Origin of the sequence: Roseibium sp. (assembly GCF_965216085.1) — a bacterium.
Lineage (GTDB): Bacteria > Pseudomonadota > Alphaproteobacteria > Rhizobiales > Stappiaceae > Roseibium.
The window spans coordinates 5,167,709-5,192,528 of record NZ_OZ244138.1; the positions used below are offsets into that span (position 1 = coordinate 5,167,709).

General features: G+C 56.9%; 20 protein-coding genes. 8 read left to right on the plus strand and 12 right to left on the minus strand.

Annotation, left to right across the window (positions count from 1 at the left end):
• Positions 1-91: 91 nt before the first annotated feature.
• Positions 92-478, minus strand: coding sequence for a TIGR02300 family protein (locus ACOOFE_RS24260; protein ID WP_141183781.1), 387 nt, complete (start codon positions 476-478; stop codon positions 92-94).
• A gap of 537 nt (positions 479-1,015) precedes the next feature.
• Here ACOOFE_RS24260 and aroA point away from each other — a divergent pair.
• The 3 genes from aroA (at position 1,016) to rpsA (ending at position 4,957) form a co-directional block, all read left to right on the plus strand.
• A complete protein-coding gene (gene aroA / locus ACOOFE_RS24265; protein ID WP_420412416.1) occupies positions 1,016-2,371 on the plus strand; it encodes a 3-phosphoshikimate 1-carboxyvinyltransferase in 1,356 nt (451 codons plus the stop codon).
• Positions 2,368-2,988, plus strand: a complete 621-nt coding sequence (gene cmk, locus ACOOFE_RS24270; protein ID WP_420412417.1) for a (d)CMP kinase — start codon at positions 2,368-2,370, stop codon at positions 2,986-2,988. Before aroA ends, cmk begins: the two co-directional genes overlap by 4 nt.
• A gap of 271 nt (positions 2,989-3,259) precedes the next feature.
• Positions 3,260-4,957, plus strand: a complete 1,698-nt coding sequence (gene rpsA / locus ACOOFE_RS24275) for a 30S ribosomal protein S1 (RefSeq protein ID WP_141183784.1) — start codon at positions 3,260-3,262, stop codon at positions 4,955-4,957.
• A gap of 106 nt (positions 4,958-5,063) precedes the next feature.
• Here rpsA and ACOOFE_RS24280 read toward each other — a convergent pair whose 3' ends face one another.
• Positions 5,064-7,079, minus strand: a complete 2,016-nt coding sequence (locus ACOOFE_RS24280) for a bifunctional metallophosphatase/5'-nucleotidase (protein WP_420412418.1) — start codon at positions 7,077-7,079, stop codon at positions 5,064-5,066.
• Between the two features lie 74 nt (positions 7,080-7,153).
• Between ACOOFE_RS24280 and ACOOFE_RS24285 the strand changes: the two genes are divergently transcribed.
• The 5 genes from ACOOFE_RS24285 to ACOOFE_RS24305 all read left to right on the plus strand — a co-directional run bounded on the left by ACOOFE_RS24285 (position 7,154) and on the right by ACOOFE_RS24305 (position 10,539).
• Positions 7,154-7,753, plus strand: a complete 600-nt coding sequence (locus ACOOFE_RS24285; RefSeq protein WP_420412419.1) for an FKBP-type peptidyl-prolyl cis-trans isomerase — start codon at positions 7,154-7,156, stop codon at positions 7,751-7,753.
• A gap of 127 nt (positions 7,754-7,880) precedes the next feature.
• Positions 7,881-8,867: a signal peptide peptidase SppA gene (sppA, locus tag ACOOFE_RS24290; RefSeq protein WP_420412420.1), complete on the plus strand. Its 987-nt coding sequence runs from the start codon at positions 7,881-7,883 to the stop codon at positions 8,865-8,867.
• 16 nt (positions 8,868-8,883) lie between these two features.
• On the plus strand, positions 8,884-9,183 hold the full coding sequence (locus tag ACOOFE_RS24295; protein WP_008191762.1) for an integration host factor subunit beta: 300 nt from the start codon (positions 8,884-8,886) through the stop codon (positions 9,181-9,183).
• A gap of 64 nt (positions 9,184-9,247) precedes the next feature.
• Positions 9,248-9,613, plus strand: a complete 366-nt coding sequence (locus ACOOFE_RS24300; protein WP_420412421.1) for a lipopolysaccharide assembly protein LapA domain-containing protein — start codon at positions 9,248-9,250, stop codon at positions 9,611-9,613.
• A gap of 17 nt (positions 9,614-9,630) precedes the next feature.
• Positions 9,631-10,539: an ornithine cyclodeaminase gene (locus ACOOFE_RS24305; protein ID WP_420412422.1), complete on the plus strand. Its 909-nt coding sequence runs from the start codon at positions 9,631-9,633 to the stop codon at positions 10,537-10,539.
• A gap of 287 nt (positions 10,540-10,826) precedes the next feature.
• Here ACOOFE_RS24305 and ACOOFE_RS24310 read toward each other — a convergent pair whose 3' ends face one another.
• The 10 genes from ACOOFE_RS24310 to ACOOFE_RS24355 all read right to left on the minus strand — a co-directional run bounded on the left by ACOOFE_RS24310 (position 10,827) and on the right by ACOOFE_RS24355 (position 24,651).
• Positions 10,827-11,027: a hypothetical protein gene (locus ACOOFE_RS24310; RefSeq protein ID WP_420412423.1), complete on the minus strand. Its 201-nt coding sequence runs from the start codon at positions 11,025-11,027 to the stop codon at positions 10,827-10,829.
• The gene (locus tag ACOOFE_RS24315; protein WP_420412424.1) at positions 11,024-11,164 is read right to left on the minus strand and encodes a hypothetical protein; all 141 of its coding nucleotides are present in this window, start codon (positions 11,162-11,164) and stop codon (positions 11,024-11,026) included. Before ACOOFE_RS24315 ends, ACOOFE_RS24310 begins: the two co-directional genes overlap by 4 nt.
• Positions 11,165-11,287: 123 nt before the next feature.
• Positions 11,288-11,896 (minus strand): trimeric intracellular cation channel family protein, encoded by a 609-nt coding sequence (locus tag ACOOFE_RS24320; RefSeq protein WP_420412425.1) that lies wholly within the window; start codon positions 11,894-11,896, stop codon positions 11,288-11,290.
• Between the two features lie 79 nt (positions 11,897-11,975).
• Positions 11,976-12,611: a nucleotide exchange factor GrpE gene (grpE, locus tag ACOOFE_RS24325; RefSeq protein ID WP_420412426.1), complete on the minus strand. Its 636-nt coding sequence runs from the start codon at positions 12,609-12,611 to the stop codon at positions 11,976-11,978.
• Between the two features lie 151 nt (positions 12,612-12,762).
• On the minus strand, positions 12,763-13,083 hold the full coding sequence (trxA, locus tag ACOOFE_RS24330; RefSeq protein ID WP_008194002.1) for a thioredoxin: 321 nt from the start codon (positions 13,081-13,083) through the stop codon (positions 12,763-12,765).
• An 85-nt stretch (positions 13,084-13,168) separates the two neighbouring features.
• Positions 13,169-16,684 (minus strand): double-strand break repair helicase AddA, encoded by a 3,516-nt coding sequence (gene addA / locus ACOOFE_RS24335; protein WP_420412427.1) that lies wholly within the window; start codon positions 16,682-16,684, stop codon positions 13,169-13,171.
• Positions 16,681-19,821 carry a double-strand break repair protein AddB gene (gene addB / locus ACOOFE_RS24340; protein ID WP_420412428.1) on the minus strand — a complete coding sequence of 1,047 codons (3,141 nt, stop codon included), beginning with the start codon at positions 19,819-19,821 and terminating at the stop codon, positions 16,681-16,683. The genes addA and addB overlap by 4 nt, the downstream gene beginning before the upstream one ends.
• Positions 19,822-19,823: 2 nt before the next feature.
• The gene (locus ACOOFE_RS24345; protein ID WP_420412429.1) at positions 19,824-20,558 is read right to left on the minus strand and encodes a nucleotidyltransferase family protein; all 735 of its coding nucleotides are present in this window, start codon (positions 20,556-20,558) and stop codon (positions 19,824-19,826) included.
• Positions 20,559-20,604: 46 nt separating this feature from the next.
• A complete protein-coding gene (tsaE, locus tag ACOOFE_RS24350) occupies positions 20,605-22,128 on the minus strand; it encodes a tRNA (adenosine(37)-N6)-threonylcarbamoyltransferase complex ATPase subunit type 1 TsaE (protein WP_420412430.1) in 1,524 nt (507 codons plus the stop codon).
• 12 nt (positions 22,129-22,140) lie between these two features.
• Positions 22,141-24,651, minus strand: coding sequence for an ATP-binding protein (locus ACOOFE_RS24355; RefSeq protein ID WP_420412431.1), 2,511 nt, complete (start codon positions 24,649-24,651; stop codon positions 22,141-22,143).
• Positions 24,652-24,820: the final 169 nt, after the last annotated feature.

The window sequence follows — 24,820 nt, forward strand, 5'->3', positions numbered from 1 at the left end:
CTCCGAACAAGATCAAGCAGAAATTTACAGGAATTTCTGCAAGCCTTGTGGAAAAGGAGAAACAGGTAAAAACACCTGTTTCTCCAACGCCTTACTGATCGCCGTCGTCGTCGACCGCGACCCGGATGCCCGGAACGGCATCGTCGTCTTCGTCGTCTTCATCGATAAAGACGTCATCATCGGAACTGTCATCGTCGATCTCAACGTCATCACCGTCGAGGTCCGGCACATCATCGCCGCCTTCAGCTTCCGCATCCGCTTCTTCCAGCGTTACGATTTCCGGCGCCGCTGCGTCGTCCTCTTCGTCATCGTCTTCCGGTTTTTCTGCCGCCTTAGCCGCTTTCGCCGCGCGGGAGGTCATCACCGCTTCAAAGATGGTACCGCATTTCGGGCAGGTAATCGGGTCGCGGTTGAGATCGTAATATTTGGCGCCGCAGCCCGGGCACAGCCGCTTTGTGCCAAGTTCAGGTTTTGCCACTGTGCTCACCCTTCATAGCTTGCATGGTCGATTTGAAAATTTGAGTTCGCCGCCCTTAGCCCTAAGAGCGGTGCGCTGTCAAAGGCAAATCACCGTTTTTTCTGTGTCGCCCCACTTTTCTGCACGATGTGTCGCAAATTTCAAGCAGGCTCAAGGTCTTCATTCACATAAAGCATGTTTGAGACACCTATCCCTTAATGGATGACGCCGCCGCCCTTGCATGATAGGACGTGTCACCTTTTGACAATCAAGGGTCGGGATCTATTAAATTTGATGAACTGGCGGAACAACGGCAATGAGCTGTAAGGAAAGGCGCGAAAAGCGGGCTGATTGCCCGGTCGGGCGGTTTGACGCAGCAGATTGTAGCCGTTTTTGCGCCCCTTTGGGATAGGGTGCATTTGCTCGGCAACATCGTTGCAAATCTTTGAAAACCTGACGGTTTCCCGCAGATTTGCGCCTCGTATCCGAACAAGTTCATCCCTACCATTTCATCAAATCTAATAGATCCTGACCCTAACAAGCTTGCGGACATAAAAAATGTCACATTCTTCCGCGCCTGTTCCGCTCACTTCAGCGGCCGGCAGCCCGCTGAAAGGCACCATTCGTGTGCCGGGCGACAAATCCATCTCTCACCGGTCCTTAATGTTCGGTGCCCTCGCCGTCGGCCAAACAACGGTCAAAGGTCTTCTAGAATCTGAAGACGTATTGGCAACCGGCGATGCCATGCGCGCCGTTGGTGCAAAAATCGAAAAACTGGACGATGGCTCCTATACCGTCGACGGCATTGGCCTCGGCAGTCTTTTGGAACCAGAAGGTGTGATTGATTTTGGCAATGCCGGAACCGGTGTGCGCCTGACCATGGGCATTTTCGGTAGCCACAACATTGCAGCTACCTTTGTCGGCGATGCCTCGCTGTCCAAACGGCCGATGGGCCGGGTTCTCGATCCCTTGCGCGAGATGGGCACCAACGTGATTGCTCGGGACGGCGACCGTTTGCCCGCCTCCATCCGCGGCGCGGAACAGGCTCTTCCGATCACCTACCGGGTGCCGATGCCGTCGGCACAGGTCAAGTCCGCCGTTCTGCTCGCCGGCCTGAATGCACCGGGCATCACCACCGTGATTGAACCAATCGCAACGCGCGATCATACCGAAAAGATGCTGAAGGGCTTTGGCGCAGATATTTCAGTTTCGCTGAACGAAGCAGGAGAGCGGGTGATCAAGCTCACCGGCCAGCCGGAACTGAAACCTCAGGATATTGACGTTCCAGGTGACCCGTCCTCTGCCGGTTTCCCGCTCGTTGCGGCCCTGATTGTTCCAGGGTCCGATCTGACGATTGAGAATGTTCTTTTGAATGAACACCGTACCGGCCTGATCAGCACGTTGATCGAAATGGGCGGCGACATTGAGATCGTCAACCGCCGCGAAACCGGCGGCGAGGAAGTCGGCGATCTGCGTGTGAAGGCCAGCAAGCTCAAAGGCATTACCGTCCCTGCGAAACGTGCACCGTCTATGATCGACGAATACCCAGTGCTGGCAATCGCGGCCGCCTTTGCTGAAGGCGACACTTATATGCCTGGCTTGGACGAGCTGCGCGTCAAAGAATCTGACCGTCTCGCAGCTGTTGCCCGCGGACTGGAAGCCAATGGCATTCCATGTGTTGAGACAGAAGACACACTGACCGTGACTGGCGGTGCATCCAACATAGGCGGAGGCACTGTCGTGACGCATCTGGATCACCGGATTGCCATGTCGTTCCTCATCCTAGGCATGGCGGCCCATAATCCTGTGACGGTAGACGATGGTGCGGTTATTGCGACCAGCTTCCCGACGTTCACCTCTTTGTTTGAGGGGCTCGGCGCCAAGATCACCGCAAACTCCAGCGAGGCCGCATGATTATCGCCATTGACGGTCCGGCTGCTTCGGGAAAAGGCACACTTGCTCGCAGGCTGGCTGACCATTTCGGCCTGCGCCATCTGGACACCGGTCTCACATACCGCGCCGTCGCCGCCGCCCTTCTTGCCAAGGGCCTGCCGCTCGGTGATGAAGGCGTTGCCATTGAGATCGCCCAGCACTTGGATCTGGCCCAGATGGACAAGTCGGTTCTGTCGGCCCACGAAATCGGTGAAGCGGCATCTCGGATCGCGATTTTGGGCGGCTTGCGGGAAGAGCTGGTAAACCTGCAGCGCAAGTTTGCAGAAACACCACCAGGTGCTGTTCTCGACGGCCGTGACATCGGCACAGTTGTTTGCCCGAACGCGACGGTCAAATTGTTCGTCACCGCCAGTCCGGAAGCCCGGGCAAAGCGGCGTACAGACGAAATGATCTCCAAGGGCAACGAGGCGACTTATGCCTCCGTTTTGGATGATCTGAAACGCCGGGACGAGCGCGACAGCCAAAGAACCGTGGCTCCGATGAAACAAGCGGACGATGCGGTCTTGCTTGATACGACAGAAATGGATATAGAAGCAGCGTTCCAAGCAGCTGTAGACATCGTTTCCAAGGCTGCATAGGCATCAGATGACCCGGGGCTCACTCCAGAGTGCGCCCCTTTTCGTGCATCTGACAGGGAACCCGCCCTCAGGGCCTTTTGTTCAGAAATGGACATTATTTTTTCGGCAGGACACGTTTTGTGGCCTGTGACGAGACCGGATTTTCTGTTTCTCGCCCCGCCGGCCCGCTTTTAAGCGGCAGAACCAGACGAAACGTCGGTTCCGGGAGGTAGGACATCCGGAGTGCAACACCAACCCGCCGGCGGCGCGCCAAAAGGCGCTAGGAGTATCTATGACTGATTTTAATCCCTCCATGGAAGACTTTGCGGCTCTTCTTGAAGAGTCCTTCGTCCAAAACGACCTCTACGAAGGTGCTGTTGTCAAAGGCACCGTCGTCGCCATCGAAAAAGACCTGGCTGTTATCGACGTTGGTCTGAAAGTTGAAGGTCGCGTGCCGCTGAAGGAATTCGGCGCAAAAGGCCGCGACGGCGAAATGGGTGTCGGCGACGAAGTCGAAGTTTACCTGGAGCGTGTCGAAAACGCCCTCGGCGAAGCCGTTCTGTCGCGCGAAAAAGCACGCCGCGAAGAGAGCTGGGTTCGTCTGGAAGTGGCTTTCGAAGCCAACGAAAAAGTCAACGGCCAGATCTTCAACCAGGTCAAGGGCGGCTTCACCGTCGATCTGGATGGCGCTGTTGCCTTCCTGCCGCGCTCTCAAGTGGACATCCGTCCGGTGCGCGACGTCACTCCGCTGATGCACACACCGCAGCCGTTCCAGATCCTGAAAATGGACAAGCGCCGCGGCAACATCGTTGTGTCCCGCCGTGTTGTTCTGGAAGAAACCCGTGCCGAGCAGCGTTCGGAACTGGTCCAGAGCCTGGAAGAGGGTCACACTGTCGAGGGTGTCGTCAAGAACATCACCGACTACGGTGCATTCGTCGATCTCGGCGGCATCGATGGCCTGCTGCACGTCACCGACATCGCGTGGCGCCGCATCAACCATCCGTCCGAAGTTCTCACGATCGGTCAGACCGTCAAGGTTCAGATCATCCGCGTCAACCAGGACACACATCGCATCAGCCTTGGCATGAAGCAGCTTGAAGCTGATCCGTGGGATGGCATCGAAGCCAAGTACCCGATCGAAGCCAAGTTCAACGGCCGCGTGACCAACATCACCGACTACGGTGCTTTCGTCGAACTGGAGCCGGGCATCGAAGGCCTGATCCACGTTTCCGAAATGTCCTGGACCAAGAAGAACGTCCATCCGGGCAAGATCGTTTCCACTTCTCAGGAAGTCGAAGTGATGATCCTGGAAGTCGACCCGGTCAAGCGCCGCATTTCTCTGGGCCTCAAGCAGACCCTGCAGAACCCGTGGGATGCGTTTGCTGAGCAGTTCCCGATCAACACCGAAGTTGAAGGTGAAGTGAAGAACAAGACCGAATTCGGTCTCTTCATCGGCCTCGACGGCGACGTTGACGGCATGGTTCACCTGTCTGACCTCGACTGGAACCGTCCGGGCGAGCAGGTCATCGAAGAGTATCAGAAGGGCAACATGGTCAAGGCCATCGTCCTGGATGTTGACGTTGAGAAAGAGCGCATCTCTCTCGGCATCAAGCAGCTCTCCGGCGATCCGATGGAAACCGGTGCTGCTGGCGAGATCCGCAAGAACTCTGTTGTGACCTGTGAAGTCATCGAAATCAAAGACGGTGGTCTGGACGTCAAGATCGCAGACAGCGATCTGACTGCCTTCATCCGCCGCGCTGACCTGTCCCGTGACCGGGATGAGCAGCGTCCGGAGAAGTTCTCCGTCGGCGACAAGTTCGATGCCCGCATCACTCAGTTCGACAAGAAGACCCGCCGCGTTTCTGCCTCCATCAAGGCGCTGGAAATCGCAGAAGAGAAGGAAGCTGTCGCACAGTACGGTTCTTCCGACTCCGGCGCGTCCCTCGGCGACATCCTGGGTGCTGCGCTGAAGCAGCAGAACGACGACTAAGTTTCAGCTTCTTATTCGAAGCTATGAGACGCGAAAGCCCGGCAGCAATGCCGGGCTTTTTGTTTAGGCCGTGTGGCCAGACGTTTTAACACCTGACCAGCTCGGACTACTGAACGATCGTCAGACGGCCATCTTTTTTGGCACCTGTTTCCGGACCAACGGTTCCGGTCGCACGAATATGGGAAATCACTTCGTTGCGGTAAACGAGGCCGGTGTGCTCAAACGGCAACTGGCGCACGTCATAGCTGGCAATGTTACCTGGGACGTCCGCACCGATCGGCTTGCCGTTCCAGGTTTCCCCGAACGCTCCCAGCGCGATGTAGGTGTTGAAGGCAACGCGGAAGGTTTTGTCCAGTTGCTCGTCAAGCGGCTTTCCCTTGAGCATGATTTCAATCGCTTTGGCGTCCGAAGCTGCGGCACCCAATGCGATTTTGTAACGCAGCTCCTTGGAAAAATGAAGGAAACCGCGTGAGACAAAACCTTTCATGTCAACGCTTTCCGCTTCTTCTGGGCGCAGAAGACGCTTGGCGTTGTTGTCGAGCATTTCCTTCAGCTCAGCCCCGGTCATGGTCGCAACATGAACCGCATCGGCATAAGGCATGACGTCATACCAGCCGCGGAAAGTCAGATCACCTTTCGCAATGCCGGCTGACAAACCGGTCGCATTGAAGATCGCGAGATCCACCGGACCACCGGGGAAGGCCTTAGACGCCTCAACCAGCGCATCATTCATGTAGTTTGCAAGCGCGACTTCACCGACATAGCGATCGGCAAAGGTCTCTTCCGAGGTTAGCCCCTTATCGCCGGAAACCTGCCCTATCACTTCTGCGAGCTTGGTATCGAGCGCCTTGATCATCGGCGCGATATGCGCTTCCTCGAAAGCTTGATCGTAGTCTTCCGGCTGTTCGAGAGAGGCGAACTTTGGATCGTCGGAGGCTACGCGTTTGTCGCGTTTTTTGGTGGCATGCAGACCAACGGACGTGAACCAGCCTTTGCGGCCCTTGTCGGCGGCAATCGACATGGCAACATCACCCAGGAACTTGCCGTGGGCATTCGCCTGAGTGATCAGCACACCGCTGACAACGTTGTCCATGTTGATGCCGTTTTCGTTCAGCGTCGTGTGGGAATGGCCGCCGATCAGAACCACCGGTTTGTCGGTCAACGGGCCAACGGCATCCGCGATTGCAAAGTCACCTTCGCCGATGGTGCGGGACGTTGCCGCCTTGCCACTCTTGTGCTGGTCGCCGCCATAACCACAGTGTGACAGGACAACAATGACATCACAGACTTCGGACAGTGCCGGGGTCAGGTTGCGGGCGGCTTCAACAGGGCTGGCAACAGCAAGAGACGGATCGTCCGACTGACCAACGCGGGTATCAACAGCGGTCGTCAGACCAATGAAACCGATCCGGAGACCCTTCACTTCGGCAATAGCCGCTGCGACATAGTCTTCATTGCGCGCCAGGTGTTTTGACCCATGAACGTTGGCGGACAGGACTGGGAAGTCAGCGTCCCTGTCGATGCCCATTTTCAGGAGTTCCGCGCCCCGATCAAATTCGTGGTTGCCAAGAACGGCAATGTCAACACCAGCTGCGGAGTTCGCCCGGTAGCCTGCGTCAGCCACAAACTCTTCCGGCGCCCAGCCCATCAATTCATCAAAGATGGAACCGGTGTGATCGTCGCCGGCAGATACGAAAAGAACGATCTCGTCGTCCTTTGCAGCACCGCGGATGTCTTTGACCATTTTCACGATTTGTGAGAACCGGTGCGTGTCGCCCCGTTTGCCATGCATTTCTGTCAAGTGGTTGTGCATGTCATTGAAATGCAGAACCCGAAGCACGCGACGCTCACCATCGTCAAGCGTTGGCATCGGAACAGGGTTGCCTTCTTCGGTTACGATCGTCTGGATCGGACCGGAGAGCGGATCACCCTTTAGTAGGAAAAGCCGTCCAAAGACACCATTTGCATTCGGCTGCGCCGGAACCATTGCCAGCTCGCCAAGGCCAGCTGTTGCGTGGGCTCGGAAAGAAATAATTGATGGTACAATTGTGGCTCCAGCAACGAGTGCACCTGTTTTCAAAAACGAACGGCGCGAAAGCCCAGTATTAGCTGGGTTCGACATCATAACCTCCTTGGCGCTCGGCCGACTGACAGGAAAAGAACGGATGTCGTCTTTCACGGACGGGTGACAGCAAAATGAATAGCCTGATAAACAACGCGTTTCAGGAGATCTCTCTGGTCTTCGACATAGGTAGAGATGCCGGGTTTCGCTTTCCGGCACCGTCCTATAAGCTTCTAACACATTTGAATGCCTGCAGATTTCTGCAGCCGCGCACCGCTCCTCCAGACAGAATTGCGACAACCATTATGACCGAAGCCAAGCAGGGTGACACGGTACGCCTCCATTACAAAGGTACGCTGGATGACGGGTCTGTCTTTGACAGTTCCGAAGGCCGGGACCCTCTGGAATTTACCGTTGGCTCGGGTCAGATCATCGTCGGCCTCGATCGCGCCATTCCGGGCATGAAGGTCGGAGACGAGAAAACCGTTAAAATTGCTGCCGAGGACGCCTACGGACCGCATGATCCGGATGCGCAGCAGACTGTTCCGCGAACTCAAATCCCTGACAGTGTTCCGCTGGAAGTTGGCATGCAGTTGCAGGGCCAGACCGCCGACGGTCAGGTGATGAGTGTGGTTGTGGTGTCTTTCAGCGACGAAGACGTTGTTCTGGACGCAAATCATCCGCTTGCCGGAAAAGACCTCACCTTCGAGATTCAAATCACCGGCATCAACTGATCTCTTTGGCAAAGGGGCTTGGTTTTAAAACCGCCCTATTCCATCTGTAGATTCCAAACCAGGATTTGCAATTTTCAATTGCCAAGCCTAATCAATGGCAGATGGCAAACTTGGAGTTTCATACGCGATGGCGATGGATGTTGACGCAATGATTGACCGCCGGCGGTTGCGGCGGAAACTCACCTTTTGGCGGGTTGCAACGTTTATCGTGATCGCGGCGGCGCTCATTGGCGGGATCGCTTATTTCGCCGGAGCGTCCAACCTATCAAAACGTAAGGCCCATATTGCAAGGATCCCTATTGAGGGCATGATCCTTGAGAATCGCAAAACTCTGGAAATGCTCGAAAAGATTGGCAAATCCGATGCCGTTAAGGGTGTGATCGTATCAATCAACTCCCCTGGCGGCAGCACAACCGGCGGAGAAGCCATCTACGGCGCCCTGCGCAAACTTTCCGAAAAGAAACCTTTGGTCACCGAGATGCGGACAATCGGCACATCCGCCGGTTATCTGATCGCCATGTCAGCGGATCATATTGTCGCACGCTACAATACGATCACCGGTTCGATTGGGGTACTCTTCCAATTCGGCAACATCGAAAGGCTGCTCGACACTGTTGGTGTCTCTATGGAGGCCGTCAAAAGTGCTCCGCTAAAGGCTGAGCCCGATTTTTATTCACCGACCACGCCAGAAGCCCGGGCCATGCTGCAGGCGATGGTGACGGACTCTTATGACTGGTTCGTCGAAATCCTTGCAGACCGCCGGAATCTGGCGCCAAACAAGGCCCGCGAGCTCGCAGATGGGCGGGTACTTTTGGGAAATCGGGCGCTTCAGGAGAAACTGGTGGACGCGATCGGCGGTGAAGAAAAAGCCGTGGAATGGCTGGAAACCGAAAAAGGCGTTGCCAAGGATCTTCCCGTTGTGACGTGGACCTCAAAAGAGAGCATTGAGGAACTGCCATTCGCTGCCCGTGTCTCCCGAGAAGTCGGAAAAGGGCTCGGTACAGCTATAGTAGAACCACTAAATGACGCTAAAGGGCTGATTTCTCGAGGTCTTATGCTTGACGGGCTCGTGTCGGTTTGGCAGGCTCCTGTGGCGGCAGATAACAAACCGTAAGTCGAGGGGGCTCTTCATGATCAAATCAGAGCTTGTTCAGCATATTGCCGAACAAAATCCACATCTCTATCAGCGGGATGTCGAAAATATCGTCAATGCAATTCTTGATGAGATCACTGAAGCGCTCATGCGCGGCGACCGGGTCGAACTCCGAGGCTTTGGAGCCTTTTCGGTTAAGAACCGCCCAGCCCGGATCGGCCGCAATCCACGCACTGGACAAAAAGTGGAAGTGGACGAAAAACATGTCCCGTTCTTTAAAACGGGTAAGGAAATGCGTATACGGTTGAACGATGGTGTTGACCACGGGGATGATTGATTCCCATAAGGTCTGTCCGATCAACTGACTTTGCATTTTTGCAGATAACTCCTGGGAGACTGCCGTGACCCGCTTTATCAAGAACTTGATCTTGCTTGCCATCGCGGTTGTCCTCGTACCATTGTCGGTCGCGAACCGGCATACGGTGTCGTTGTCGCTCAATCCGTTCGACCCGCAGGATCCACGCCTGACAGTCCCCGATATTCCGCTTTTCTGGATCATTTTCGCCAGCCTCGGCTGCGGTATTATTGTCGGTGGCATCGGCGCCTGGGCCAAACAGGGGCGCTGGCGCAAGGAAGCCCGGTCCAAACGCCGGGAAGCCGACAAATGGCACAAGGAAGCAGACCAGCTTCGGGAAATGAATACAGCTGGACAATCCGCCTCGACCGCCAAGGGATTACCTGGACCGAGCAACCGCAACGCTGCGTGATCTAAGGTCACGGCTTTATGCGGATAATTTCCAGCGGTGACATAGATACCAGCCTGACCGACCGGGACGCGGTCGAAATCCTGCGGCAGGCCTATCGGTCACCGGTGAAGGCTCCAGACCCCATAAACTTAAACATTCCCCGGCCGCAGAACCTAGCGGGCCGGTTTCTCGTGCAGCCGGCTTGGTCCGATTTTGCCGGTCAAGGACACACCGACCGCGGGTATATCGGTTGTTCCCTGTCGCTTGCCCTTCCCGAACAAGAAGGCGGCTCGTCAAATCTCTATGTTCTGTTTTCCGGCAAGGGCGGACAGCCGATTGCGCTGCTGGACGGCGTCCGGCTCGCCGCTTGGCGCGATGCCGGCCTTCATGCGCTTGCGGCTGCCTATCTGTCGCGGGAGGATGCGCAGCGCCTTTTGATTGTTGGCAGCGATCCCCGCCTCCCCCGGCTTCTGGCCGCCTACTCTGCCGTCCGCAATATCACGTCGGTCCTGTTTGCCGGGACAGACAAAGAAATTCGCCGGCGGATTGCTGGCATGCCGGACCTTGCGCAGATCACGGCCCGCACAACAGACGATGTTGACAGTGCTCTTGAAGGAGCGGACATCGTTTGCCTTGCGGGAAAAAATGCAGGTACGAACGAATGGGCGGACCTTTCGAGATTTGATCCACCAGCGGGCTGTCATATCGACACCCTTTTCGCTGACCCTCCGCTGCCCGAGATGATTTGGCAGGATGCACGGCTGTTTACGACCAACCTGGGGAGTGTTCCCCGTGAAGACTGCGAATGGACGGCAGGGTTAACCGAGCTTGCAATGGGGGAGCGGGCGGGACGCCGTTATTACGGTCAAAGAACGCTCTATGTTCCAGGCAATGAGACCGGACTCGCCGACTTCGCGCTTGCTGCACACGTTTTCTTGAAAAGCTGACATCTGGACTTCGAAGAGCCGATTACCCACCTAAAGTCGTACCCGGGAGCGTTTTAATAAAACCGCCGCCCAGGTGCTTACACATGCGCATTTGGGCTGATGCTGCAGCAAATTGTCGTTTCGCAAAGGAGCAGGACATGCTGACGACACTTGCCTATTCAGCAAGCCTTCCAGCGATCGCAATCAGCTTGATTGTTTTCGTGTCTTTGACATACGGGCTTGTTTTTTAAGTGTTTCAAAAGCCGGTTCTTAAGGAACCGGCTTTTTCGTTACCCAGAACCAATTTCTTAAGCTGGTGTCATCCAGCCCTGTGCAGCGCCGCTGGAATCCTTTAACAAGGCGATCCGGCCAATACCTGGGACATCAAACGGCGGACGGACAATTTCGGCGCCATTTTCCTTTGCCAGAGCAAGACGGCCGTCAATGTTGTCGACGGCAATATAAGAAAACCAATGGTCGGGAAGACCTTCGTAATCCGGCCCATTCATCTCAAAAATCCACACGCCGGTTTTTCACCTGGTTTGGCGATAAAATATGTCCCGCCGCTGTCCATCGGCATTTCGGCAAAAGTCCAACCGAGCGACTTGCCATAAAATTCCTTGGCCTTTTCGACGTCCCGGGTCATCAATTCATTCCACCAAAAATACCCATGTTTCCACATAACATTCCCTTCCACAAACGCTTATGCTTTAAACACCACAACCTTAGCATCTTTTGAGTGTGTTTACATGTGCAGCACACGCAGTTACTAAGCTTTGCCCTGCCCATAACCGGGCAACGTCCAGCCATAATGGATCGCACCACCTCTCAGGATAAATGCTATGCCTCCGGCGAGGACTGCGGCCGCCCAGGGCGCAATTCCAAACTGCGTAAAAAGGACATAACTCCCGGCGCCAGCAAACGCTGCGCTGACATAAATCTCCGATTTGACGATCGAAGACGGCTCTCTGGCGATAGTATCCCGCAACACGCCGCCAAATGTGGCTGTCGCCACGCCCATTAAGACCGCAACCAGCACCGCATCACCCACACTGATCGCCTTGGCCGCCCCCATTACAGAATAGGCTGAAATCCCGACTGCATCTGCCCAGCGCAGTGGTTTGCTGAGTTTTTCGATCTTGTTGGCGAAGAACCAGACCAGCACGCTGACGATCAGACAGACAACGAGGTATGTTTCGTTGACCACCCAAAAAACTGGCACGCCCAGAAGCAAATCACGAAGGGTGCCCCCGCCAATCCCGGTCAACGTTGCAAAAAACAAAAAAGCAATAATATCCAGCTGCTTGCGGGATGCCATGATTCCGCCGGTCACCGCAAAAACAGCAACACCGAGATAGTCCAGCAGCTGCAGCAACATGGATAGAGCCTTTTCCAAAACAAAGAACCGCCCCTCATTTCCGGAAGGGCGGCTCAATTCAATCTAGTACAAGACGCTATTAAGCGCTCTTGTCGACCGTCTGGCCCGCATCTGCCGGAGCATCGGGTTTTGGAGCTTCCTTCGGCCCGCCCTTGGAGACGCCGACCATGGCCGGACGCAAAACCCGCTCGCCAATGACGTAGCCAGCTTGTACGACCTGAACGACTGTGTTGTTCGGAACCTCAGTGTTCGGCACTTCAAACATGGCCTGGTGGAAGTTCGGGTCGAACTTGCTGCCTTCCGGGTCCAGCTTGCTGACGCCGTTCTTCTCAAGCTGTTTCAAGAGATCTCGTTCGATCATCTCAACGCCATCGATCAATGCGGCAATCCCCGCATCGGCGTTCTTCCGATCGTCTTCCGGAAGGGCTTCCAGAGCCCGGCGGAGATTGTCGGAAACGGTCAGCATGTCCCGCGCAAAGCTGGAGACAGCATATTGGCGTGCATCTTTGACTTCTTTTTCTGTCCGGCGGCGCAGGTTTTCCATTTCCGCCATGGTACGCAGCGCCCGGTCCTTCAAGTCTGCGTTTTCGGCCATCAGGGCCTCTACCGGATCAGCCGCATTTTCTTCTGGAGCCGCGCCAGCGTCATTGGCGCCTTCCGGTTCCGCGGTCTGTGCTTCCGGCTGTTCTTCCGGGGATTTGTTTTCGTCGCTCATAGGTGTTCCGTCTGACTGAGACACTTCTTGCGGATGCTTATACGTGCGCGCCCGGCGAATTCAAAGAGGAACCGGCGGATCGCATCACGCAAATCCGCCGGTTCCGCATTTTCTTCACCTACTGCGCTCAGCGGCAATCGCGTCTTCGGCCTTAAAGGGCGCTTTTGATCCAATCAGAGAGCTTGCCTTTCGGCGCGGCACCAACCTGGGTTGCCATCGGCTCGCCACCTTTAAAGAGGATCAGCATCGGAATGGACCGAACGCCATATTTCATGGCCATGTCCTGGTTCTCATCAATGTTCAACTTGGTGATTTTCACCTGGCCGTTCATCTCTTCGGAGATTTCTTCCAGAGCCGGGGCGATCATTTTACATGGACCGCACCACTCAGCCCAGAAGTCGACAACAACAGGCTCATCGGAGTTCAGAACATCAGCTTCGAAGGAAGCATCGGTGACTTGGGTGGTAGCCATTACAACATCTCGTGGTTGGTTGCTTCACACATACCCAATGAAGGTATGCCAGTTGGGAGGAACGTAGGTAGCCGGAGCGCCTGCGTCAAGCGGATCGGCCATCAGGTGACAAACCTGCGAATGTTTCCTCAAGCAAATTTTCCGGAATCTCCATCAAGCTCGGAGCTGAGGTCCAAAGCAGATACGCGCTGATGCGCTTTTCAGGATAAATCTGTTTCAGCAACTGCCTGTAAACACAGAGCTGCGCCCGGTACTCCAAAGGGATTTCAGCTGCAGTCTCCGGCGGACGGAGGTTGGTCTTGTAATCCACAATCACAACTTCGTTTTCATCCACAATCAGCCGGTCGATTTGTCCAGAAACTTCGACTTCTGTGCCGTCATGCGCGCGAATCGTTCCCGTCAATGACACTTCGGCGCGCGCGTTTTGTGAAAACACAGACACGAAGGACGGATTTTCCAGAACCTCCTTCAGCTCCGTCAGCAACGGCTCCTTGAAGGAGATAAATTCTGGTTTGAGGGACTGATCGAGGAACTGTCTGGCGGCTGTCATGCGCTCACCATCCGGCAGATTTGGCAACAGCTCCAAGAGACGGTGCACCAAACGGCCACGCTCCAGCGGCCAGGAGTCTGGCTGACGGCCTGCGGAAAGCCGAGCAAGTGCAGATACAGGTTCAACACCTTCTTTGTCTTCCATCGTCTCAAAGGCGCGGGACGGCTGGAGACGGGTCTTCTTTGGCACAGGTTTGACCGGTTGATGCGCCCAATCCGGCAAGTTCAGATCCTCGTCTGAACCGTCATTATTTTCAGTGCCGTGTGCTCCGCGCCCTTGGGGTGCACCGGCGCTGTCAGGATCCTTTTGCCAGCGCCATCCGGTGACTTCGCCTGCTGCATTCGTCAATTCACGGGCCTGCGGTTTCAAAGCACTGGAAACAAGAGAATACCAGCAGTCGTCATGGGCCCCGCGTTTCGGTTCCCAGCCGCAGACGACCAGCCGGTCCTCAGCCCGAGTCAGGGCGACATAAAGGAGGCGCCGGTATTCTTCTTCCTGCCCTTGCCGGAGCGTATCGACCGCTTCATCGTGCCAGGCGATCCGCCCGGTTTTTGGCGGCAGCCAGACAAGCGCTGGCGGCAGCAGATCATTTTGAAGACGCGCTCGCGGTAAAAACGCTGGATCGTGGATTGCACTGACTGGCGCTGCCCCAGGGTCCACCAATATAACAATCCGCGCCTCCAGGCCTTTTGACCCATGCACGGTCATGATCCGGACCATGCCCTTGGTGTTGGTCAGCTCGCGCTTGATCTCCGTTGGCGCTGCCGCCATCCAGGCTAGGAACCCTTCCAGTCCTGGTGTCCCGGCTTGTTCGTAGGCAATGGTCAGCGCAAGAAATTCATCCAGCACGTCGTCGACTTCGACGCCAAGTCTGCGCCGAAACGCCTGGCGTCCATCATCTGCGCCCAGTAGCCGGGCATAAAACTCATAAGGCGGCACAAAGTCGGCCCGGGCGCGCCAGTCTTCCAACTGACCGCGCACGGTTTGCCACTTCAGTGACGTCTCGGACCGTTTGACCAGCATCTGCCACAGCGTGCCCAGCCGGATTTTCTCGTCTGTCTCGCGGGCAACTTCCAGAAGATCGGTATCGTTGAGGTCAAACAGAGGGCTTTTCAGAACCGCAGCAAGGGACAGATCGTCCTCCGGCAGCAATAAAAACCGGCCGAGTGCGGCAAGATCCTGAACTGCGATGTGATCGGTCAAGATGAGACGGTCAGAGCCTGCCGCCGGAATGTTGAGGTTTTTCAGCTCCCGGTTCAGCGCTTCGACAAAAGGGCCCCGCTTGCGCACCAGGATCATTACATCGCCGGGATCTGCGGTTCCCTCCCGCATCCATCCGGCGATGGTTGACGCGATCCGCTTGGCAACCTTCAACATCGGACTGCCGGAGCCGACATGATCCACCGGTAACCGCCAATCGTCCGGCTCGGTTATCTCGGCTTCAGCTTCCAGTGGCCAAATGTCGACAATGCCAGGATCCCGGCGGATAGCCTCGTGCACCGGCGCCACGCCCTCCTGAGACAGCCCTTGATAGGCGTTCGCGTCTTTGAAGACCTCATCAACCGCGCCAAGAACATCCGGCGTGGAGCGAAAAGAAAGCTGCAGGTTGACCGAATGGAATTCCTGTTCCGCCCGTTCTGCCTGCCCGGAAAACGCCCGCCGCATGGCATCGAAATAGGCCGGAACTGCGCCCTGGAATGAATAGATCGACTGTTTTTCGTCGCCGACGGCAAAGAGAGTGCGCACTTTCTCCCGTCCGCTGTCGCCGACGAAGAACTCGGAGGCCAGCGCGTTGACCACCTCCCATTGGCGTGGGCTGGTGTCCTGCGCCTCATCAACAAGAATATGATCAAGCCCCTGATCAAGCTTGTACTGCACCCATTGCGCGGCATCGGACTTGGCCAGCAGTGTTGCCGTCTTGACCACCAAGTCTTCAAAATCAAGATAACCCTTGGCTGTCTTTGCTCGCTCGTAATCGGTGATGACGGCGTCGGCGAGCCTTAGTAGCGAAGCCGTTCCTTCATAAGTCAGCACCTTGCGGCGGCCGTCCAGAAGATCGAGCAGACGGCCCTGTTCGGCAATCAACGCCTCCACCATCTCAGGGAAGGCTTCAGCCACTTTCTTGGTCGCCAGCGATTTGCGCGGCTCCAATTTTCCGGTCAGGAACACCGGTAGCCAGGCCTCCCGGAAAACATCTGGATCAGTTTGCCGGTTTGCGGCCACCAACGCATCCGCTCTGCCCTGATCGGTCTTGGTGCCGGTGTTCAACGCTTCGGCGTAACTCAGGCAGATGTTCAGATCGAACGGGCATTCGGCCCGGAACCGGTGATCAAAATCAGAGAGCTGCAGTTTGGGATCAACGTTGAGATCCTCCGCGAGCTCGGCAAGGGCTGGCTCCAAACCTCCGGCATCCACCGTCCAGCGGCGGAACGCATCCCGGTTTTGAATGAGTTCATCAAGAGCCTTCTGCGCCCCGCCATCACTCATCAGATCAATGACAGCAGCAAGCGCCGCGCCGAAGAGGCTATCCGGCTCCATTTCGGCCTTATGCAAGACGCTGGCGCGCGCTTCGGCCATTAGCTCGGCAGCAATGCGGTCATCGAGCACATTGAAGTGGCCGGCGACATTAGCCTCCAGCGGAAACTGATGCAGCAGCGCTTCACAAAAACCGTGGATGGTCTGGATTTTAAGGCCGCCAGGTGTTTCGAGCGCCCGGGCAAACAGGCGCCGGGTCATTGCGATCCGGGCGGTGTCCGGTTGCCGGCCTTCGATCTCGAAAAGCTCCTTGGCAAGATCCACGTCGTCCATGGTCACCCAGGTACCGAGGATCTTGAAGACACGGGTCGCCATTTCAGCGGCCGCCGCCTTGGTGAAGGTCAGGGCCAGAATGCGCGAGGGATCTGTGCCATCCAGCAACAATCGCACTACCCGGCGCGACAGAACGAAGGTTTTGCCGGAACCCGCATTTGCGCTCACCCAGGCCGAGGCGCGCGGGCGGGAGGCGAGGTCTTGCCGCTGGCGCGTCAAATCCGGGATCTGAAATCCGCTCATGCCGGATCCTCCCCGCCAAGCGCCCATTCCTGGGCACGTGCTAAGTGATCATAGGGCCCGTCCATTTGCCGGCCCTGCATCACCCGGGCGCGGGAGAGATACCCAGTTTCTTCCTTGGCATAATGGGCGATGAGCTGCTCCAGACGCTGCCAGGCATCCTCTATGAGATCTTCGAGGGAGGTATCCTTCGGGTTCCGGCCGACTTCCAGAAGCGGCTCCGTTCCACCTTTGAGCTGCAGATAGAGAAGATCGCCTATTGGCTCTCCAGCAGGAACATCCTTGAAACCTCCGCGCTGGATCATGGCAGCTTCCAGCGGCAGCTGGGGCGATAGCAGAGCATCCACTTGCTTCTGCGACGGCACCTGCCCGGTCTTGTAGTCAATCACGGCCAAAGACCCGGAGGTCATCAGATCGATCCGGTCAGCCCGCCCGCGCAGACGGAAATCAAGCCCCGGAAGCTTCAATTCGACCCCTCCGCCGATTTCCAGAAAGCGCTTGTCGATCTGTGGCGCCCTGTTTGCCTCATAGGCGACAAACCCAGCTGCAATCCGCTGGAAACGCGGCCACCAAAGAGCCCTAATCGCAGGAAAAGCGTCCAGCGGCTTAAACAGTTCCTCGCCAATTTCCAACAGAGCCTGCACCGCCGTATCGTCAAACGGCCCTGTCCAAGTGGACAAGAACTCGGCCAGCGCATCATGAATGAGATTGCCCTTATCGGCCGCGCCCGGCTCACCTCCAACCGGGTCGACTGGCTGAAGTTCAAGCGAATGGCGGGCAAAAATGGCGTAGGGATCGCGCACAAGGCGTTCGATTTCCGTAATAGAAAGCGACTTTGGCCGCGCTGCTAACGGTGGTTTGGGAGAAGGCCGTACTGCCGGGCGGACCTCCCCTGCTTGCCGGTCCAAAAGGGCCGCAAGTTTTGTGTACCGGTTGCCCCGCCCTTCCATGTCAGATGTTGTTTCCGGGCCTGCCAGTGTCGTCAGCCGTTGCAACCAGCGAGAGGCAACCGTTGGCGCCCCATCGGCCCGTGCCGCCCGCGATAACAGAACACGCTTGGCGCCCATCCCTTGGGCAAAGTCGTGCGCGGCAGATCCAAGCCGGCGTTCAGGCGGTTCCAGCCCCATATCGCGCTTCATCGGCCGGTTCAGCCAGGGATCGTTGCGGGTGCGCTGTGGCCAAGTGCCCTCGTTGAGGCTACCGAGAATGACAAAGTCAAAAGACTGCAGTCGCGCTTCCATCGGCCCGAGGATCTGCACGCGCGGATCTCCCGGAAGTCGGCGCCGGACAGCTTCCCCGGACATCAACGCAGACAGGACAGCCGGCCACTCATGCGGCGGTAGAGCCAGACCACTGGCCTCGGCTTCCAAAAGTCCCGCCCAAAAACTGGCTAACGCCTCTCCCGCTTCCGCGGCATAAAGTTCATCTGCCGACCCTGTTTCATCGGCAGAAACCGCCTGCATCACATCGACATGCGCCTGGACAAGAACCTCGACGGGCACCGGTTCCTTTGTGCCAGCCATATCCTCAAGCGGAGCAAGTGCCTGCTTCAGCCGGTCCACCAGGTCTGCAATGACGTCCCAATCGCCTTCGTGAATTTTCTTCCAGCGCGGCGTATGAGCATCTTCAGCAGCTGCACGGCAAACCTCAACCGCATGAATCAAACCATCCGTGCCCGGTCTTGGCCGCTCCCCACGGATGACACCACGTTCTAGTGCACGGGCAGCCGAGCGGATGTCCTTCACCGGTAGACCAAGCCGCGCCAGTGGATGTTTCAGAAGGGCCAAAAGATCAATCGGCTCACAGCCGTTGAGCGCCAGTTTGGCAGCCAAAATGGCCAAGATCGCCGGGGCTGTCTGATCAAGCGGCCGGCCGGCACTGTCGTCGGCCACGATATTCCAGCGTGCAAGTTCGGCTGCAACGCGGCGGGTCAGCATCCTGTCAGGTGAGATCAGCGCTGCCGTTTCTCCAAGCTCAATGGCTTCGCGCAAAGCAATGGCAAGACTCAAGGCTTCGTCTGCTTCATTGCGGGCCGTCATCAGCGCGACCTTCGCAAGCGCCGTTTCCCTGGTCTCGACCGCTGTCTCTTCAAGGTAAGATGTCCAGCCGTCTGACGTATCCGCCGGGCGCAGCGCCTCGGACACCAGCTTTTGCCGATGCGCCAGGGTTGGATCTGATTGACCGAGCGGATTAACAGCATCCCTTGTGACACCAAGCCGCTCCAGAAGCTGCTTCAAAGAGTATTGCGGATGCGCGGACAGTGGCGGATAATTTTTGCCGGCTGCAAGGGACACGCGGCCGGGTAGCGGCCGCTGGCCAAGTGCCTGCCAGGACAAGTCGTCCAGATCAAGATCCAAACCGGGCAAAACAATCATGCCCTGGTCCAGTCCGGCAACGGCCTTCAAGAGCTCTGCAGTTGCCGGCACCGAACCGGTGACACCGGCGACAATCACCGGGCCTTTCGGAGGATTGGCGGCAAGGCGCTGTGCTTCCCGGCGGATCAGGGCCGATCGGCGGGCTTTTGGGTCCATTTTGCCAAGTTCCGCCAAATACGCTGGCCAAGCTTCTTGGACAATTTTCAGGAAGTCCAGCGTGATTTGCCAATAGCGGGCATGGTCGTCGGGTACGAGACCCGCCAATTCACTCCAATCGGCCTCTTCCGTTTCCACCTCGTCCATCAAGGTCAGCAGATCGCCCGCCAACCAAGCGGCATCGGCTGTCGAAGCTGGCAAACCCAACGGCTCATCTGAACGCAGACTTAATGCTTCGCGGCGCAGCGCGCCCTTCCAAGCCATCACCAGCCGGGTCATGGCCAGATGCCGATCGATCAACGGCATGGCCTGGGGCAAGGGTTCCAGGCCCGGGGCAGCGCTTAGAGATTGCGCGTCTTCGTCGGCGTCGCCGACCGGCCGGATAACAGGTAAAAGAACCGGTTTACCGCCAAACTTTTTCTGAAACAGATCGGGCAACAGACGAGCCGCCCGGCGGGTTGGCAGATAGAGCGTTGCCGATGACAACAACAGCGGGTCGTTCAGTGGCCGGAACCCAGGCACCAGATGTCCCTCAACGAGACTGTCGACAAAGGTTTCAAGAAAGGAAACGGACGGCGGGATCGTGAAAAGACGGGGCTGATCCGGCATTTTTAGGCGGCACTCTCGCGCACCGCGTATTCTGCCGCTCGGATTGCTTCCGGCGTGCCGATATGCAGCCAGACCCCTTCCATCTGAACACCGAACAGGCGGCCGGCTTCAATCGCCTTGTCGAACAGAACATTCATGGAAAACGGTCCGTTCGGTGCCCCTTCAAAAAGGCGCGGATGCAAGATTGCTGCCCCCGCATAGGCAAAAGGTGTCACGCCTTTTTCCGGACGGCGGCTCAACGCACCATCGCGCGCCATGTCAAAGTCACCACGGCCATTGTAGGCGACCGCCTTAACTGTTTCAGCAACCAGAAGCAGTGCATCCATGCGGTCGTCGTCCCAGGCTTCGACCATATGCTCCAGGTTCGGCTTGACCCCCTCCACCCAGTAACAGGTGTCGGAGTTCAGCTGAAAGAACGGATCCGGGCCAAGAAGCGGCAGTGCGTTTTTGATGCCGCCGCCAGTTTCCAGAAGCAGGTCACGCTCATCGGAGATCGTGATGTCCATGTCCTGCCGCCGGCGCACATGCACCTCAACGAGATCGGCCAGATAATGCACATTGACAACGCAGTTCTTCACGCCCGCAGCGGATAGCCGGTCCATGCCGTGATCAATCAGCGCCTGACCATTCACCTCAATCAACGGTTTGGGCGTCGTCGCCGTCAACGGCCGCATGCGCTTGCCGAGACCGGCGGCAAGAATCATGGCATTGGTGGGACGAAACCGCGCTTGTGTCATCGTTTTTCTCAGTTGTGGCAGGAGCTCTCTGGCACGAAAATCGCCGTCAAACCCGATACTGCTGATACCATTTTTTTAGTTCCGACAACACTGGCGACGCCAATACCCGGTCCAGATATGCCTCCATTCGGGGCAGATGACCAAGGTACGCCGATTTGCCATCGCGCCGGGCCAACCGCACAAAAATCCCCAATATCTTGGTAATCCGTTGCGCGGCCATGATTGAATAAGCATTTGAAAACGCTTGACTGTCAAAGCTGTCTGATTGCTCAGTCCGCGCCTTGACATAAGCATCATACAACGCGTTTTCCGAACTGGCATCTATATCTGTGCGTGCATCCAAAAGAAGCGATGCCACATCATAGGCCACCGGACCAATGACCGTATCTTGAAAATCGATGATCCCGATCCGGTCCGTGCCGTCCGCCTGCTCTTGCCACAACAGATTTGGCGAATGAAAATCCCGCAAAACCCAGCCAGTTTGTGCCGTTGAGCAAGCGTCCAGCGCTTGACGCCACAGGGCTTCGAATTCAGCCTTGCTGTGCTCACTTGCCGGTTCACCGTTCATTTCCGGGACATACCACTCCAGAAACAGCGACGCCTCGGCGATCAGTGCGTCGATGGAATAGAGCGGGACTTGATAGGTGTCACCGGTATCAAGCTGCACAGTTTCTGGAAAATCATGCGCGTGCATAGCTGCCAGAACATCAACAGCCGCGAAATACCGCTCCGGGACCGCCTTGCCATCAATAACAATGGTCTCGCTGCCCAGATATTCCGACAGTACCAGACCTTTTTCATAATCTGCCGCCCGGACGGCCGGGGCATGAATTCCGATCTTGCGGAGCTCTTGCCCGACCGCCGCAACCGAGCGGCAATCCTTGGCCAAATGCACTTTGTCCATATAGGCCCTGACAAGCTCCGGCAGCGCAGAACCGGAAAATGGCCAGCGCATCAATACCAGAGATTCGCCGCCCTTTTCGATCCTCTCGAACGTGCGCAAAGACGCATCGCCTGCCAGATGATAGCGCTCCCAGGCCGTGCCGAGCGCTCCCTCTAGAAAAGCGCGAATTTCAAGGGTTGCTTCCAACCGCTCCTGCCACACAGGGTCTTCCGAAAAGAATACAGCCTGGCGGGTATCTTCATCGTCACCATGCTGGAACTGCAGCCACAGCGCCGTGTCAGGAAGCAGCTCTTCCGCTTTTTCCGGCCACTCGATCAGAGCCGCACCGTCGTCCAGCAGCTCTTCAAGCCCGAGCTCTTCCAGCTCTTCTGGCTCTTCGAGCCGGTAGAGGTCAAAATGGGAGAGATTGAGCCGGGCAAGGTCGTACGACTGAACGAGTGTAAAGGTCGGACTGGGCACTTCCAGATCATAATCAGCGGCAACATTGCGGATCAACGCGCGACTGAAAGTGGATTTGCCAGCGCCGAGATCACCGGACAGGCACAGCACATCGCCCGGCTTCAGGATCAATGCGATGTCTTCTGCCAGCTGGCGCGTTTCGGCTTCAGAGGAAAGTGTGAGAGTCAGGAAGGAAGTGGAAAGTTCGCGGAGCTGATGGGACGCCATGGTGTCCGGGCCTTATTCGGCCGCGGCCTGGTCTGCCAGTTCCGGATGCGCCGGGAAGACACATGTCACGGTCGTGCCTTTGCCTTCGGCGCTGTCAATATCAACCGTTCCACCGTGCAACTCGACAAAACTCTTCACAATCGCCAGGCCAAGTCCGGCGCCCTGGCGGCGTGCGCCCGTGTCATGACCGACAAAACGGTTGAACACTTGCGTCAGGATTTCCGCAGGTATGCCGAGGCCGTGATCCTTGACCACAAAGGTTACTTTGTCATCATCGCGGTCGCAGCTGATGTCGACAACACCATCGGGCTCAGAATAACGCACGGCGTTTGAAATCAAATTGAACAGCACCTGGCGCAGTCGTTTTTCATCGGCAACCATATTGCCAATGTCATCTGGAACTTGAGTTCTGAGGTTGATCCGGGCTTCCGCAATTCTGTCCTTAAGGCCCTCGACCGCCGCTTCAACCGTGGAGGCGACATCAACTTCGCCAAGATCCAATTCCATGATGCCGGCGTCAAGCGTGGCCAGGTCCAGGATATCATTGATAATGGCAAGCAGTGCAGAAGAGGACGACTGAATGTAGTCCGCGTATTCGCCCTGTTTTTCGCTCAAATCGCCAAACTTCGGATCGGCAAGCAATTGAGCAAAGCCGATGATATTGGTCAGCGGCGACCGCAGCTCGTAGGACACGTGCTGAATGAACGCGTTCTTGATCTGGTCGGCCTGTTGAAGTGCGTCGTTCTTTTCCAGAAGTGCCCGCTCTACATTCACGCTGTCAGTGACATCAACAAAGGTGACCAGCGTGCCACCATCCGGCAGCGGCACCGTGGCATAGTCGAGCACTTCACCGTTGTGACGCTCCAAGCGGCTGATATTCTGAGTGCGATTGTCGACCAATCCGGTGACACTTCCAGCCAGCTGTTCCCAAGCCTGCTGCTCGGTCTCGTTCAAGGCGCAGGACGTGACCACTTCATTGACATGCGGCAGCGTTGCAAGCTGCTCTTCTTCTAGATTCCAGATCCGGCCGAATGCCGGGTTCCAGAGCCGCAGCTTGCCATCAGAACCGAACACAGCAACGGCTTCTGACAAGTTGTCGAGCGTTTCACCCTGAACCCGAGACAGTGCGTTGTAGCGGCTTTCCAGATCGAGCTGCTCGGTGACGTTCTCATAAATGTACGTGACGCCGCCCTGCGGATGCGGATTGGCGATTACACGCACCGTGCGGCCATCTGGCAGGTGCCACCAGTTTTCCTTGGCTTCCAAGGACTGGTAGCTCTCCAGCATCTTGTTGCGCCAGCCACGGTAGTCTGCCTGTTCCGGAATTTTCCGGCCCGCGCGTAGGGTATCGAGAACAACGCCGTCCTCCGGGCGGCTCTCCAAGAAAGCCGGATCCAGGTCCCACATTTGACGGAATGCGGCATTGTAGAACTGAAGCTTCTTATCGCCGCTGTAGATCGCCACAGCTGCTGCGAGCTGATCCAGGGTCCGGCCATGGAACTCTTCCGCACGGCCCAGTTCTTTTTGCGCCTGTTCCAATTCGCTGATGTCCACGGCAATGCCGGCCCCACCGACATTCGCGTTGACATCGGTGATTTCGAACACCCGGCGCTGACCGGAAGCGACAATCGGAATCCGGGCGCTGAAACAGCCGTCTTCATTGCGCTGAACGGCCATTGCCGTTCGGGCAGCCGCATCGAGGAAGGTAGCGCCTTCTTTCACTGCTGCTTCTGCATCTGGCATTTCGACCGCTTCGGCATAAGCATCATTGGCCCAGATGACATTGCCTTCCGCATCCCGCTGCCAGGCAGGCGCGGGCATGGCGTCGAGCAGCGCATGCAGCATGTGAAGTTCGCCGGAAATTTTGGCGTTGCGGGCCTGAAGTTCGGCCTGCATCTGTCGTTCACCAGTCAAATCGCGCAGGCGCAGCACCACAGCACCACCGGTCGTGCGCCCGAGCGCTTCGACATAACTGCCCGTCCGGGTTTTTAAAGTGGTGGTGAATGTTTCTCCTGTGCGGAACAACAGATCCAGATACCGTTCAAGATCGCCGGCGCATTTTGCCGACAGCCAGCTGCCGAAGGCCAAAAGCTGTGCCGGAGGTCGCGGAACGCCGGATTTTTCCGGCAAGATGCCCCAAATCTGCGGCATGGCTCCATTACCGGTCCAGACTATGACCCGCTGCTCATCGGTGTTGAGCATGGCTTCCAGACGGTCGACACGGAACTTCAGATCCCGCTTTTCCTTTTCAAGGGAATCGGTTAGCTGTCCAGATTGACGTCGGTGATGAACAAGGGCGATCGCGGCGGTCACGGCAAAAGCGCACATGCCGCCAAGAGCGCCAAACAGAACCATGTTGTCGGGGTTTATCGCAGCCATTGTGCCAGACAACAGATCAGCGGCCGCAGACCCTGCTGACAGGGACAGCGCCACACCCGACATGCAGCCGAGTTTGACCGTCTTCAGACTCCAATCCTGCCACGCCGCGCGGCCTCGCACGCCGTTTCTGCTGCCTTCCGGCATTCCATGATCCCCTTACGCCGCCTTCACCCGCATTTTGCGGGCTGCAGCTCCCGGTTATTGGGAGCAAATCAAAGACATCCGCCTTCTGGCCTCTGATTCGTTAAACAATAACCTTTTTGAGAATCGCGCAGAAGAGTCCCTTGCTGAAAAGTTAACAGGACCCTTTAAA